Here is a 12,932-nt window from a genome sequence, read left to right on the forward strand (position 1 = left end):
CCATCGGGATAAATATCTTCCTAGGTGTGGTTGAAATTAGTCGATTAACCAATTAATACAGGGTAACTGGAGATATATGCCAAATAACTACAGATAGAGGTGGATAGTTACCATCTACTCAGGAATGGGTTTCTTGCCGGTTCGAACGCACTCCCAGCAGGGGAAGTCATCGAGACATTCGCTGCATTCCCTGTCGGGAACTGACCCACTCTCGCCCGAATCGGCTTGGGTATCGATCCGGCCACCGTCTGGAGCGACTACTTTGGGGTCTGTTTTGGTCGCGATCGCATCGACGAGCGGTCTTCGAATAGCAACTGCGACGCGGTGCTTGCACGCGCCCTCGTAGTGCTCGTCGGCTAGACAGGTACACGAAGCCGGGACACCGTCGTCGATGCGGACGAGATACTCGTGCTCGCTCGGGTGTTCGTGACTACCGTTCCGGATCTGGACGGCCCCGGAGACGAGCGTGAATTCGAAGGCTTCGTACTGGGCTCGCTTGGCGACGGGACTCGTAAACTCGAGTTGGCTGAGCGGATGCATTCTGGTTTCCAGAGCACCCTATCGAGAGCGCTCCACCCCTGGTGGCGCCGATAGAATCTCGTGCGGTGGCCCGAGTAGTACCTCTCGCTGACCGAACCGTCAGAGCGGTGCCGACTCTCGACGCTGTTGTCGTCCGTGCCCAGGGGGGAGTAGATAGAATTAGATCTAACAGCTGCCTAACGGGTAAGGCACGCCTGTCGCGGCCGAGTCCCTCGTCACGAGCGTAACTTGAACTTACGGGCATACACCCACCATTGACGGTCTTAGGGGTTTATTCACGGAGTTCGTATACCGTCGTCTATCAGACACAGCGACACCTCTCGCTGCTGGAGCCGCAACCAATGACTGTACACGCCACTACGTCCCCGGATTCGAGACAGAGCGACCGACTCGACTGCTGCCGACGGAGGATCCGATGAACAAGACGGTACCGCTCGGGCTCGTCGTCCTGATGGTCTGTAGCGTGTTCGCGCCGTCGGTCGCTGCGGGAGCCGTCACACAGTCCGAATCCGTGCCGGATCAGCCGCCAGCCGAAACGACACCGGACGAACTCTCGACACACTCGTCACAGGAAACGGGACTCTCCGCAAGCCCAGCGTCGATACAGGAGGTAAACGAAGTCCCGTACGACGAACTCAGTGACGAGTTAGAAGCGCTCGCGAGCGTGACACCGGAGACAGACGTCGCGGTAAACGAGTCGCTGAACGAGAGCCAGCGTGAGGCCGCGAGGGAGGGTGCGCGCGCCGGCGCGCGACTCGCCCAGCAACAGGGCGTCAACGTCACACAGACGACGCTCAACGCGACCGTCAACAGCTCGCTCCGTGCGGCCGCGCAGTTCCAGAACGCGTCTGCCGAGCAGATCCAGGCGGCGACAGAAGGCGCGGCCCACGGCGCGCTGATCCAGACCCAGCGAGCGAACGTCACGCAACTCCAGGCCGGTGTCTACGGGAGTGCCGCCGGCGCGCTGTCGCAGTCGGCGACTGTCGTCCAACGCCAGGCGGCCGCCTACGGGGCGGCCCACGGGGTAGTCGCACAGTCTCAACGCGCGAACGTCACGCAGATCCAGTTCGCCGCGGTCGGTGCCGCGGCGGGAGCGGCGTACGCCGACGCCCCCGCCGAGACTGAAGACGGACCGCAGAACACTACGCAAACCCAGCGGGTGAACGTCACGCAGATCCAGGAGGCGGCCCAGGGCGGCGCGTACGGGTCGCTCGAGCAACGCCAGTCGGTGAACGTCACGCAGGTACAGGCGGCCGCGTTCGGTGCGGCCGGCGGTGGCGCCGACAGTACGAGCGGCGCGAATCCCAAGAAGGTCCAGGAATCGGCCATGGGCGCGGCACAGGGAGCGCTCGCCCAGGCTCAGGGTGTCGCGATCGCGCAGATCCAGGCGGCCGCCCGCGGTGCCTGCAAGGGCGCGCTGGCACAGAGCCAGAACGCGACGGTGATCCAGATACAGCAGGCGTCGCTGGGCGCGGCCGAGGGCGCGCTCTCGGTGAGTCAGAGTGCGACCGTCGTCCAGATCCAGGCCGCGGCGCTCGGGGCCGCCAGCGGGACGGTCACGCAGGTCCAGTCAGTGTCGGTTGTCCAGGTCCAACAGGCGGCGTTCGGTTCGGCCGCAGGTGCAGTCAGGAGCGCCGTCCAGTATCAGGTGACGAGCGTCCAGCAGATTCAGGCCGCCGCCGCGGGTGCAGCGTCCGGGACGGTCATCCAGATCCAGCAGATCAACATCGTCCAGATTCAGGTCATCGCCGACAGCGCGGCCAGCGGCGCGCTCTCTCAGTCACAGAACGCGACGGTCGTCCAGATACAGGCAGCGGCCCGCGGTGCCAGTGAGGGGGCGCTGGCGCTCACGCAGACCCAGACCGTCAGTATCGAACAGCTACAGACCTCGACCGAACGGGCGGCCGCAGAGACGGTCCAGACGGTGACGGAGATCGATATCACGCAGGAGGTGACGATCTACGTCTACGCGAAGGGCGTCGCCGAAGACCCCGAGCCCCAGGCCGACGAAGACGAGCCGGACCGGCTCCGGAGCCTGTTCGCTTCGGCCGACGACGAGACGCTCTTCCTCGCCAACCCCAACGATGTCGCGGTCACCGTCACGGTGACCAGCGAGGCGGACGACCTCCAGACGCTCACACTCTCGCCGGGCGAGTCGACGACGGTCGAACTCGACCCCGGGACGTACACGCTCACGGCCGAGACCGACGACGGACGAACCGTGGAACTCGCCGGACGGTCCGAACTCACGCTCGCGGTCGGCGACGAACTGCGGAGTCTCACGGCGACCGTCGACGACCGGACCGTGGCCGTCGAGAACCCGAACGACCAGCGCGTGGTCGTGACGGCGACCGGTGACGACGGCCAGCGTGTCACGTTCGAGGTGCCTCGCGACTGGTCAGTCGCACAGCGACTCGACCCCGGAACCTACACGCTCACCGCTGAGACGACCGACGGGCGGTCGGTCCCGGTCAACGGTGAGTCCGAGGTCGAGATCACAGTCGAACCCCCCGAACCCGAGCCCGAGCCGGAACCCGACGCGGCCGACCTCGACGTGAGCGTCGACGGGCAGACCCTCACGCTCGAGAACCCGGCTAACGTCTCGGTTACGGTCACGGCGACCGACGGCGACGAACAGGTGATCGAACTCGCCGCGAACGCGACCGAGACGCTGACACTCGATCCGGGCAACTACACCCTGACCGGCGAGAGCGACGACCGCGACGTACTCTTCGACGGTCAGTCCACCTACGAGTTCACGATCGCCCAAGCCGAACCGGTTGACCTGAACGTCACCGTCGACGACCGGAACGTCACCGTCGAAAATCCGAGTGAGACGAGCGTCACGGTCACTGCCTCCGGCGCGGATATCGAAAACCGGACGATCGAGGTCGCGGCCAACGAAAGCGTCACCGAGGAGTTCGAACCCGGGAATTACACCCTGACCGGCGAGAGCGACGACCGCGACGTACTCCTTGATGGCCAGCCCACCTACGAGTTCACCGTCGCGGAACTCGCTCCCATCGGTCTGAACGTCACTGTCGAGGGCCAGAACGTCTCGATCGAGAACCCGAGCGAGACGAATGCCACCGTCGTGGCGTCCGCCGAGGCTATCGACAACCGGACGATCGAGGTCGCAGCCAACGAGAGCGTCACCGAGGAGTTCGAACCGGGCAACTACACCCTGACCGGCGAGAGCGACGGCCGCGAGGTGCTCGTCGAGGGTGAATCCGCATACGAGGTCACCATCGACGAACCCGACGAGGAGGAACCGATCGATCTGAACGTCTCCGTCGACGACCAGGTCCTCACGCTCGAGAACCCGAGTGAGACCGCCGCCACAGTTACCGCCACGGCCGAAGACGTCGACAACCGGACGATCGAGGTCGCGGGTAATGAGACGGTGACCGAGCCGCTCACCCCGGGTACCTACACGCTGACCGCCGAGAGCGACACGCGGGATGTGCTCCTGAACGGTACTGCGACCCTCACCGTGACAGTCGAGGCGACAGGCCCCGATTTGGAGATCGACACCTGTCGGAACGTCACTCGGCCCGGTCAGTACGAACTGACTGCGGACCTCCAGGGAACGGACGAAGGCTCCTGTCTCTGGGTCCAGTCCGAGGACGTAACGATCGACGGTAACGGCTACGCGATCGAAGGGGAGGGCCCGCCGTCAGAGACAGAACCCATAGCCGGTGTGGCGAACGCCGCCATCCTCGTCTCCGGCGCGGGCTCCGACGCCGCCGAATCGCCACTCGACAACGTCACGATCCGCAACGTGCGAGCGAACGGCTGGAACACTGGCCTCCTGTCAGGCCTCGAAGCGTTCGACCGAGACGCGAACGTGACGATCGAGAACTCGGCCTTCCGGAACAACAACGTGGGCGTCACGCTCCTGGGCCGGACTGCGACGGTGCGAAACGTCACACTGGTCGAGAACGGAGACGGCCTCCGGGGAGACGAGGCGAGACTCGTCACGGTCGAAAACGCGACCATCGAAGCGAACGACTGGGGCGTGCGGTTGAGAGAAGACACGAATCTCACTCTCGAACGGTCCGTCGTTCGAGACAACAGCCAGGACGGTGTCGTCACGAGCTTCGGTGGTAGCGCAACCGTCGCGAACAGCACTGTCTCCGGGAACGATGACGCCGGCGTCCGCTCCGGTACGGCCGGCGCCGTTCGGATAGCCAGCACCAGCGTGACCGACAACGGTGGGCCGGGCGTCCAGATCGACGGTGATCTCGGTGCGACGCTCGAAGACGTGACCGTCTCGGACAACGGCGGGGTCGGGATCCTGGTGAACGCGACCGCGACCGTCCGGAATGTCACCGTCAGCGACAACGGCGGCCTCGCGGTCGACGCGACCAACGGGAGTGCTACCGCGACCGCGCTCCGGGTGGTCCCGTCCGCCAACACGACGTTCGAGGACGAATCGGTCGCGCTCGACCGGGTCCCGCAAGCGGATCTCCCGGGGCTCCCGGAGAGCGCCAGCGCGCTCGGTTCGGGACTGGACGTGCGTAGTCTCGACGGTGACCTCCAACTGCGACTCGGATACGACGCTCCCGACACCGACACTGTCGAACTGTGGCGCTACGACGGGACCGAGTGGACGACGGTCACGAACCAGACCGGCCCGACGCCGGGCGTGATCGAGACGACGATCATGGAAGACGGGATCTACGCACCGGTCAACGTCTCGACCGAGGCGGAGCCCGTCGTCACTGCCACCGTCGGAAATCGGATCGTCTGGGCCGAGAATCCGACCGATAGCCCGCTCACGGTGAACGTCACGAACGAATCCGGGGTCGTCCAGTCGCTCCAGCTCGCGGCGGGTGCGAACGAATCGATCACCGGCCTCGAATCCGGAACGTACACGCTGACTGCGGCGACTGCCGACGGTGGAGTCGTCCCGGTCAACGACGAGACGGAGTGGCAGTTCTCGCTCCCGCCCGATCTCGACTCGCTCGCGCTGACGGTCGACGACAACGTCACCGCGGAGAACCCCAACGACGAGTCGGTGACGATGACCGTCGCGAACGAGTCCGGTATCGTGACGATACTGACCATCGAACCGGAGTCGACGGCGACGATTCCGGGGACCGAACTCGAGACGGGCAACTACACGGCGAGTGCGGAGACCGACAACGGCCGAAGCGTTCCCGTCGACGGCCAGTGGAACCTGACTTTCGCGTTCGAAAGCATTGAGGAGCCTGCGGACACGCCGACTGCGACACCCATTCCGACACCGACGGAGACTTCGACCCCGACCCCAACGGAGACGCCTACCACGACAGAAGCGCCGACTGTGACGGAAACGTCGACCACGACGGAGACGCCTGCGGGAACAGCAACGCTGACGGAGACGGCGACCGCAACTTCGACGCCGACGACCCCAACCGAGACCGCCACGGCGACACCGACCGGGACGCCGACGGAAGCTCCCGCCGACACGCCCACAGAAGCAGCGACTGATACCCCGACGGAGGCACCGACTGACATCTCGACGGAAACACCCACTGTCTCCCAGACTGAGGCGGCGACATCATCGCCGGCCGAAACGTCAGATGTTTCGAGAGAGCCGAGGGTGGCTCTCACGACCGCCGTCTCGAGACTAGTGGACCTCGTCAGCACCCCACTTTGAGGCGGGACCGGGTCACCGTCCGCTCAAACGTCTGAGCGGACTGGCCCACCCGGAAAATCGAGTTGGCTGAGTGGATGCATGCTGTCTTCCAGATCACTCTGTCGCGAGTGCTCCATCCTTGGTGGCATCGATAGAATCTCGCGCGAGATATTGTTCCACTGTACCTTATGTAACAACTGACTCCCCTCGAATCGCCGGTTGTTACATAAGAATTAGACCGGATCTACGCTTCTGAGCGCATCGAGCAAACGCTAAAAAAGATACTTTGGAGTATCAAACTTCGAAGTACGATACTTCAGATCGCGATTCTCTGGATAATCATCTTCCCCGAGGCGCGAGATCCACCCCGAATCCGCTGGAAAACTACCGTCAGGAACTACTCGATCTCGTAGGTAGCGACCCCTGTTCGACCACACGTTCGGCAGGGTGTCTTGTCTTGACGAGCTGTCTCGCCACAGTGGCGACATTCGCGTATGCATCGTCCGCTCTGCCCCCTGAGTGTCCACTAAGCCACGAGCGGATCATCGCTCGGCCTCCCGCCGACCCTCGATCGTGTCGCGGTGCGTCCGAACGGTCACCGCGCTCACGCCCGCCGCCTCGGCGAGGTCTCCTTGCACGAATTCGACTCCCCCGTTGTGACAGGCGACTTCCACGCAGGCCGCTGCGAACCCCGCGGGGTGGACGCCGACACTCACCCCGTCTTCCCACGCCGCCTCAGCGATCTCGACGGCCGACCGTTCGATTTCGGGTGGAACGCCGACCGCCGACACCTGCCCGGCGACGAACTCACGCGGTCGCTGGGGCGGTGCCGGCAGATCGAGTTCCGCGTTCAGCACTCGATAGGCGTTCGTCACCGCTGACTTCGAACACCGCGCCGTCTCTACCACCTCACCCAACGTTCGCACCACCTCCGTACAGCGACAGACCGCATACACACACGCCGCCGCGAATCCTTCGATCGACCGACCGCGTAGCAGGTCCTCGTTTTGAGCCGTTCGGAACAGCGCACTCGCTTGCTCGCGAACACTCCGGTCGAGATCGAGCGCGGAGACGAGGCGGGCGATCTCCGTACAGCCGTGACCGAGATTCCGTTCTGCTTTCGATTGCCACTTCGCCCGCGTGTGCTCGCGCCGCAGTCGGCCCAGGTGTTTCCGTTTCTCACTGGAGAGCTGATTGCCCTTCCCGTCGACGCGAAACCCGATCTCGGTCGACAGCCCCCGGTCGTGTCTGGCTGCCGTCAACGGCGCACCGGTCCGTTCACGATCCGGTCTGTCCGGAAAATCGAGCGGCGTCGCCGCGTGGTCGAGGTGATACTCGTTGACGATCAGGCCACAGTCCGTGCAGCTGATCTCGCCGCCCTCCGTTCGAAGGTCGCCGTCGCACTCGGGGCACTCCGTCGCAGTGATCGTCTTGCCGCTCGATTCGTCGAAGCCGTCCGCGTAGATGTCTCTCGTTGCCATCGATGCTCAGCGCGAGGCACGTCTGTACCCCCCGCACCCCTCAGGGGGCGATAAAATCACGTCGCGCAAGCCCGCCAGAGGGGAAGACGGTTTGTGCCTACCTGTCGACGAAGGCAACGGTACGAACGATGAGTTCCTGATCTTCACCGACCCACTCGTCAAGCTTCCGTTCGAGGTAGACGGGAGCCTCCATGCGAGTCAACACTCCCTGATCGATCAACTCACCCGTGATGTCCTTCAGCGCTCGAAACTCGCCCTGGGCGAACCCATCGCCCACGGGCTCGCCGTCGTACCATCGAACCGTCCGTAGCGCACCGTTGCCGATCGTCGGTGATTCGTCGACCAGCGCAGAATCGTACTGGAGGCCGAACCAGTGCGTCCGATAGGCGGTCACTTGGAAATCACTATCGACGACGTAGAACGCTTCGTGATGCAAGAAATCGAGTCGGTCGGCGATGATCGATTCGAGCGTGCAGCCGATATCCCATGGGTCGACATCCACAGGCTGGTTGGGATATTCAACGCCGTTGAGGAGCGCGTCGAGATCACTATCCGTTTCGGCCTCGCACAATTCCTCGAACAGCGACTGCAACCGTTCGTCCGGCCTCTCGCGGCCGAACGGTGTTTCCTTCGCGATGTCGTTCTTCAGGCGGAGATGCATCGCGCCCCAGTGCGAGTAGTGGCAGTTGTAGGTGCTATCGGGTCGTTCGTAGGCAATGAGTGCTCTGTGTCCCATTTGATCTGCGGGACTGAGTTCGCCCCGCACCCGTCAGGGGCGAAAAAACACACGAGCGGTATCTTTTTCCAGAGAGACTGCCCGACCCGATACTTTCGCTACAAAAGTCGATCACGAGCATGTGACAGCACAGTGCTTCCGGAGAGAGGTTACCGTTCCGGACGCGGTGCAGTCTCGTATCTATTGATGTCGTCGGTCTTCTCCACTTGGGCGTAGATCTCTCGAAGCGTGTCCTGTGCCCGGAGGAGCTTGTGTTCTTCGAGGAACTGCCGACCGCTCGCACTGATCCCATAGAACTTGTACGGCAGATCGTTTTGCCGGCGGTCCTCCGGTAAGCGAACTTCTTCGACGATACCGGTGTCGACGAGCTGCTGGAGATGCTGGCGAATCGTTGTCTGACTCTTGCTGGGGTTGACGTAGTCGAGTTCCTTCAACGTCGGCAGCTCCGACGGATGACCCAAGATGTCTTGAAGGAGCGAGAACCGCGTCTCCTGGGTGACGACGTTGAGCCGGTCGCGCACGGACTCCAGGTCGTTTGGTGGATGGTCAGGTGTACTCATCACCTCGTTGTTCGAGTGGTGCGTTCAAAAGCGTTTCGTGCAAATACGAATCGGTCTAATGTGATGTGGCAGGCGATACAGTCGACGCATTAAAGCATTACGCCGGAGAACGTCCGCTCAGATGAGTGAGAGTCCGGTTACGGTCGATGAACTCGCCGAGAAGGCTGACGAATATCTCCACGGGGCCTCGCTCACGCCGGAAGAGTACGAAGCGCTCAAGCAGAGTGTTGCAGAGCTCACACCGATATTCTCGGCAGAGAAGTCGTACTTCGTTCTCGGTAGCTATGGAGTGCCCGAAATACGCCGTCTCCAGCTCGTAAAAGACCGCCTCAACCGCCAACACGGCACGTACGCGTTTCTGATGGTCGATATCCGAAGTGAATGGACAAACACCTACTTCAAATTCCGGCTACTCGCTGACTACGCCGATGTCATCGTAGGTGTCGCTGAACACTCTCAAGGTGGCTTCCTTATTGAACAAGGCTACTTCACAGCCCTTGAGAAGTATTTCGCGAAGACGCATGTGTTCAAGCGCGAGTATGCTTCGTTAGACACGGACGAAATCGACACGAGCGTCGATATCGATACCCCTTACAGCGGAATGCAAACCGCGATCTTCGAGATGCTTGACGATGCTGGACGCCTCTGCCAGTGGACGATTGAAGACGACCTCATCGAGTGTGCTGAGCCCCTCTCGTGAGGCTGTTCTCGGAGTGAGCTTGCAAGCTAGAACTGTCCCAATCCAAGTTTAGAGTAGCGCGAATAGGCGAACCACCGCTTAGGATAGCATCCTCCATGCCGTGAACGGCGCGGCTGTCCGACAAGGAAAGTGAGTAACCGTTGCTGGAGGTCGTGGCTGCGCGCGCAGCGACCGGCGGAGAGCGAGCACGGAGCGGTGGGTGGGGAGGCGGGGTCGGGTCGGTCCGGCAAAATAAAACGAGAGAGCTCGCGCCCTACTCGGTCCACCACCGGTCTTTCTCGGGGAACTCGATTTCCGACCAGCCCGTCACAGCCACCGAGACGCGCCCCTGATACCAGCTCTTTTCGACGTTCCGTAGCCGCACGCACTCGCCCTCGCTCACCCACGGCTGGCCGCTACGCTTCCAGATGGTGAACTTCGTCCGCCCCGACTCGTCCTCGATGAGTCCCACCGACTGAATCTTCGTGTTGCTCGGCTCCCACAACTGCACCACTTCACCCTCGATGTCCACCGCCGACCGCGGCACCTCACCGACCGCCGCGATCGGCACGACGATCCCCGGCGTCGCCTGTAGCTCCTCACGCACCGCCAGCACCGCTTCGAGCATGTCCACGCCCGACAGTACCTCTTTGGCCAGCCGCCACGCCGTCGCCGCCCTGGAGCGCCCCTCGAGCGCCTCGACGATCCGCCCCGCGTGTCTGTTCACGTCTGCCAGTTGCTCCCGGCTCAACTGTTCACGGGGATCTTCAGGTGGCTCCTCCGTCGCATAGCGCGTCCGTCCGCTCACCACCTCTCGCGTTCGCTCTTCACGATCCGAGGACCCCCGCCTGTCCCACCGCTGTCGCGTCCGGCGAATCTCGTCCTCCCTCGCGTGGAATCGCTCCTCGGCCTCCAGCGTCATCCCGGCCAGTCGTCCATCCGGATGGTTCGTGTCGACCTTCCCCTGTATCTCCTGTTCGACCGACGCCCGCAGCTCCGGCCGCTCTCCATCCGCCGTCTCGACCTCTCGTTCGACTGCGCGTTCATCGCCCGAAACTTCATTATCGAATCGAGTTCTACTAGACATTGGTATCTATCCGGGTACCACTGAAGGCGCTCACGCGCCGCCACCGCGATGCTGCTACATCGCGGTTTTCCGACGACACGTCCGACGAGACTCATCTGCGCGCGCTCGTTCGCGCCTTCGCTCGCGCCCTCCGGGCGCGACGAGCGCGCGCTATCGAAGAAAACCAACCAGCACCGCGCGCCGACCCGCCCGGAGCGAGCGGCCAGCACATTCCCCGGTTCGCCCGCGACGCAACGGCGTCCGTCGCGGGGCGGCGCGTCCCGGAAGCCTCCGGAAGTCCGGGACCGAAGCGGGTGAAGTGCTGGCTTGCGATACGAGCGCGAGCGACGCTCCGGGCGGTAGCGGCGAGCGGGGCGGGCCATATCGAAGCCCCCTGTCTATTTGCTCCTCTAGCTCAACTTTGACGACGGCTACTCACAGATCCCGTCGCTGTTGCTGTCGCAGTGAGCGCTATTTCTCCTGTTGCCGCTTGAGAAACTCGAGAAGCACCTCGATATCCTCGGCCGAGGCTGATGATTGGCCGAACATACTCTTGAATCGGTGATCGAGTCCACCCTCTTCGATGAACGCTTGTGCCTCACTGAGCTGTTGACGGAGGGCGTTAACATCGCCACGATGCAGATGCGTCTCGACCATTCCGAGGTCGACCGACGGAATCGCAGCGAGGACATCAGCGAGATCCGTTTTTCGACCACTATGGAGCTTGGCCGCAACGAGCACTTCCCCCTCAGCTGCTCGTGCGGTCGTCGACCGAGTCCCGCCTGAAATCGTCGTCGCAGAACTGTGTCTACGCAGATAGTCGAACGACCACTCTGCTTCGGTCTGGCGGCAGCCGAGGCCGTTCACGAGGATGTCTACACCGACCGGATGCGGAACCCCTTCAGTACGCTCGAAGAGTTCGATTTCACGATTATAGATGGTCTCTTCTGGGGGAACTTCGAGATCGGTCTGTCGTTCGAAGCCGTGCGCTTCAAGAAACGCAACGACTTCGTCGTAGTCGTCTGGAGCGATGACGAGGTCAAGATCGGTCGAGAACCGCGTCTCGAACTGGCTGATCGCGTACCCACCAACCAGAACGAACCCAATATCTGACTGTTCCAGTTCTTCGAGCACTTCGATGAGCGCCTCGCTTCGGTCTTCTTGACTCATATTCACGCTGGCTCCATGCGGTAGCTCGCGTCAGTGTCGACATCGTCGTACATCCGTCCGAGTATGTCGAGTGCCGACTCGAAGGTTGCGTAGTACTCGTTTGCGAACGCTACAGTTTCTTGAAGTGGGATGACGGGCCGCCCGTCGACCATCTCGGCAGTGATCTGCGATCGTGGTTCCAGAACGATCTGAATGGCGCTATCGAGATCTTCAGTGAGCTGGCGCTCTTCCGAAGTCGGGATTCCGAACCGATCGAAGAACTCCGTCCAGGCGTCGAGCTCGGATTCGTGGACGGCGATGAACAGCGGATAGTCCTCTGGGTCGCGAGCGACCTGATAGCCACCGCGGGTCCAGACGTAGACCGCATCGATGCCAGTGAATGCATACTCCATACCCGCGAACTGGGGGAGGACGTACGCTTCCGAGATCGACGGCAGCGAGATGTCTGCTGCCGCCGTCAGGACCTCCAGACCGGCGTCTCGGATTGTCTGGTCGACGAGCTGGAGGCCGTCATCGTACACGACGTATCCCGCCTCTTCGAGGCGATTCACGACGCGCCGAATCGTCTCCCGGTTCTCATCGATCTTCCGCGCGACGCCGGAGATAGAATCTCCTGAATCGACCGCGAGGAAAACTTTGAGTTCCTTCTCACCGCACACTTCGTACATCCTATGGTTACACAATTCTATGCAACAGACAAAAGAATTACTCTTCGTGTGGGTCTGCTGGCTGAATTTAGCCAGTTCCTTGGCGAGCGTACCTGACGCGAGCGAGAGCGCGCTATCGAGGACCGAACGACCAGCACCGCTCGCCGTCTCACCGAGCGCCAGCGAGGTGAGGCTCGGGGCACGAGCGACGCTCCGGGCGTAGCGGCGAGCGGGACGGGCCGAGACGAATCACCTGACCAACCGACAGCCACGACCGAGAACCCAGCCACCTTCCTGGTGGACTGAAAGGGCGAGACGTGCTCGCGCTTGTGCAGTCGCCTGAGTGGGCCACTATCCGCGCGAGTGCGGTCCGGGTGTCTGAGCGCGGATATCCCGGTCAGCGACCGCGAGCGCGGCGAGGGCTTTCACC

At 62.6% G+C, this 12,932-nt stretch carries 9 protein-coding genes; 2 read left to right on the plus strand and 7 right to left on the minus strand.

Annotation, left to right across the window (positions count from 1 at the left end; genetic code table 11):
• Window positions 1-114: 114 nt before the first annotated feature.
• Window positions 115-540, minus strand: coding sequence for an SWIM zinc finger family protein (locus HZS54_RS06945; protein ID WP_179921313.1), 426 nt, complete (start codon window positions 538-540; stop codon window positions 115-117).
• 415 nt (window positions 541-955) lie between these two features.
• On the opposite strand from HZS54_RS06945, the gene HZS54_RS06950 reads away from it, so the two are divergent.
• Window positions 956-6,184 carry a right-handed parallel beta-helix repeat-containing protein gene (locus tag HZS54_RS06950; protein ID WP_179921315.1) on the plus strand — a complete coding sequence of 1,743 codons (5,229 nt, stop codon included), beginning with the start codon at window positions 956-958 and terminating at the stop codon, window positions 6,182-6,184.
• A 521-nt stretch (window positions 6,185-6,705) separates the two neighbouring features.
• On the opposite strand, the gene HZS54_RS06955 is transcribed toward HZS54_RS06950, so the two are convergent.
• From HZS54_RS06955 to HZS54_RS06965, 3 genes are all read right to left on the minus strand, one after another.
• Window positions 6,706-7,644: a transcription initiation factor IIB gene (locus HZS54_RS06955; RefSeq protein WP_179921317.1), complete on the minus strand. Its 939-nt coding sequence runs from the start codon at window positions 7,642-7,644 to the stop codon at window positions 6,706-6,708.
• 97 nt (window positions 7,645-7,741) lie between these two features.
• Window positions 7,742-8,380: a DUF6735 family protein gene (locus tag HZS54_RS06960; protein ID WP_179922960.1), complete on the minus strand. Its 639-nt coding sequence runs from the start codon at window positions 8,378-8,380 to the stop codon at window positions 7,742-7,744.
• Window positions 8,381-8,529: 149 nt separating this feature from the next.
• Complete coding sequence (locus tag HZS54_RS06965; protein ID WP_179921319.1) at window positions 8,530-8,940, minus strand: helix-turn-helix transcriptional regulator; 411 nt, start codon at window positions 8,938-8,940, stop codon at window positions 8,530-8,532.
• A gap of 121 nt (window positions 8,941-9,061) precedes the next feature.
• Here HZS54_RS06965 and HZS54_RS06970 point away from each other — a divergent pair, with 121 nt between their 5' ends.
• Window positions 9,062-9,640 carry a DUF8170 family protein gene (locus tag HZS54_RS06970; RefSeq protein WP_179921321.1) on the plus strand — a complete coding sequence of 193 codons (579 nt, stop codon included), beginning with the start codon at window positions 9,062-9,064 and terminating at the stop codon, window positions 9,638-9,640.
• Between the two features lie 253 nt (window positions 9,641-9,893).
• Here HZS54_RS06970 and HZS54_RS06975 read toward each other — a convergent pair whose 3' ends face one another.
• The 3 genes from HZS54_RS06975 to HZS54_RS06985 all read right to left on the minus strand — a co-directional run bounded on the left by HZS54_RS06975 (window position 9,894) and on the right by HZS54_RS06985 (window position 12,523).
• Window positions 9,894-10,541: a DNA-binding protein gene (locus HZS54_RS06975; protein ID WP_246391824.1), complete on the minus strand. Its 648-nt coding sequence runs from the start codon at window positions 10,539-10,541 to the stop codon at window positions 9,894-9,896.
• A gap of 615 nt (window positions 10,542-11,156) precedes the next feature.
• Window positions 11,157-11,855, minus strand: coding sequence for a nucleotidyltransferase family protein (locus HZS54_RS06980; protein WP_179921325.1), 699 nt, complete (start codon window positions 11,853-11,855; stop codon window positions 11,157-11,159).
• Between the two features lie 2 nt (window positions 11,856-11,857).
• Complete coding sequence (locus HZS54_RS06985; protein ID WP_179921327.1) at window positions 11,858-12,523, minus strand: helix-turn-helix domain-containing protein; 666 nt, start codon at window positions 12,521-12,523, stop codon at window positions 11,858-11,860.
• Window positions 12,524-12,932 lie beyond the last annotated feature (409 nt).

Origin of the sequence: Halosimplex pelagicum (assembly GCF_013415905.1) — an archaeon.
Taxonomy (GTDB): domain Archaea; phylum Halobacteriota; class Halobacteria; order Halobacteriales; family Haloarculaceae; genus Halosimplex; species Halosimplex pelagicum.

Excerpts from the sequence above, each read along its gene's own strand:
- HZS54_RS06945 (WP_179921313.1), bottom strand. The coding sequence starts at position 540 with ATGCATCCGCTCAGCCAACTCGAGTTTACGAGTCCCGTCGCCAAGCGA.
- HZS54_RS06950 (WP_179921315.1), top strand. The coding sequence starts at position 956 with ATGAACAAGACGGTACCGCTCGGGCTCGTCGTCCTGATGGTCTGTAGC.
- HZS54_RS06955 (WP_179921317.1), bottom strand. The coding sequence starts at position 7,644 with ATGGCAACGAGAGACATCTACGCGGACGGCTTCGACGAATCGAGCGGC.
- HZS54_RS06960 (WP_179922960.1), bottom strand. The coding sequence starts at position 8,380 with ATGGGACACAGAGCACTCATTGCCTACGAACGACCCGATAGCACCTAC.
- HZS54_RS06965 (WP_179921319.1), bottom strand. The coding sequence starts at position 8,940 with ATGAGTACACCTGACCATCCACCAAACGACCTGGAGTCCGTGCGCGAC.
- HZS54_RS06970 (WP_179921321.1), top strand. The coding sequence starts at position 9,062 with ATGAGTGAGAGTCCGGTTACGGTCGATGAACTCGCCGAGAAGGCTGAC.
- HZS54_RS06975 (WP_246391824.1), bottom strand. The coding sequence starts at position 10,541 with ATGACGCTGGAGGCCGAGGAGCGATTCCACGCGAGGGAGGACGAGATT.
- HZS54_RS06980 (WP_179921325.1), bottom strand. The coding sequence starts at position 11,855 with ATGAGTCAAGAAGACCGAAGCGAGGCGCTCATCGAAGTGCTCGAAGAA.
- HZS54_RS06985 (WP_179921327.1), bottom strand. The coding sequence starts at position 12,523 with ATGTACGAAGTGTGCGGTGAGAAGGAACTCAAAGTTTTCCTCGCGGTC.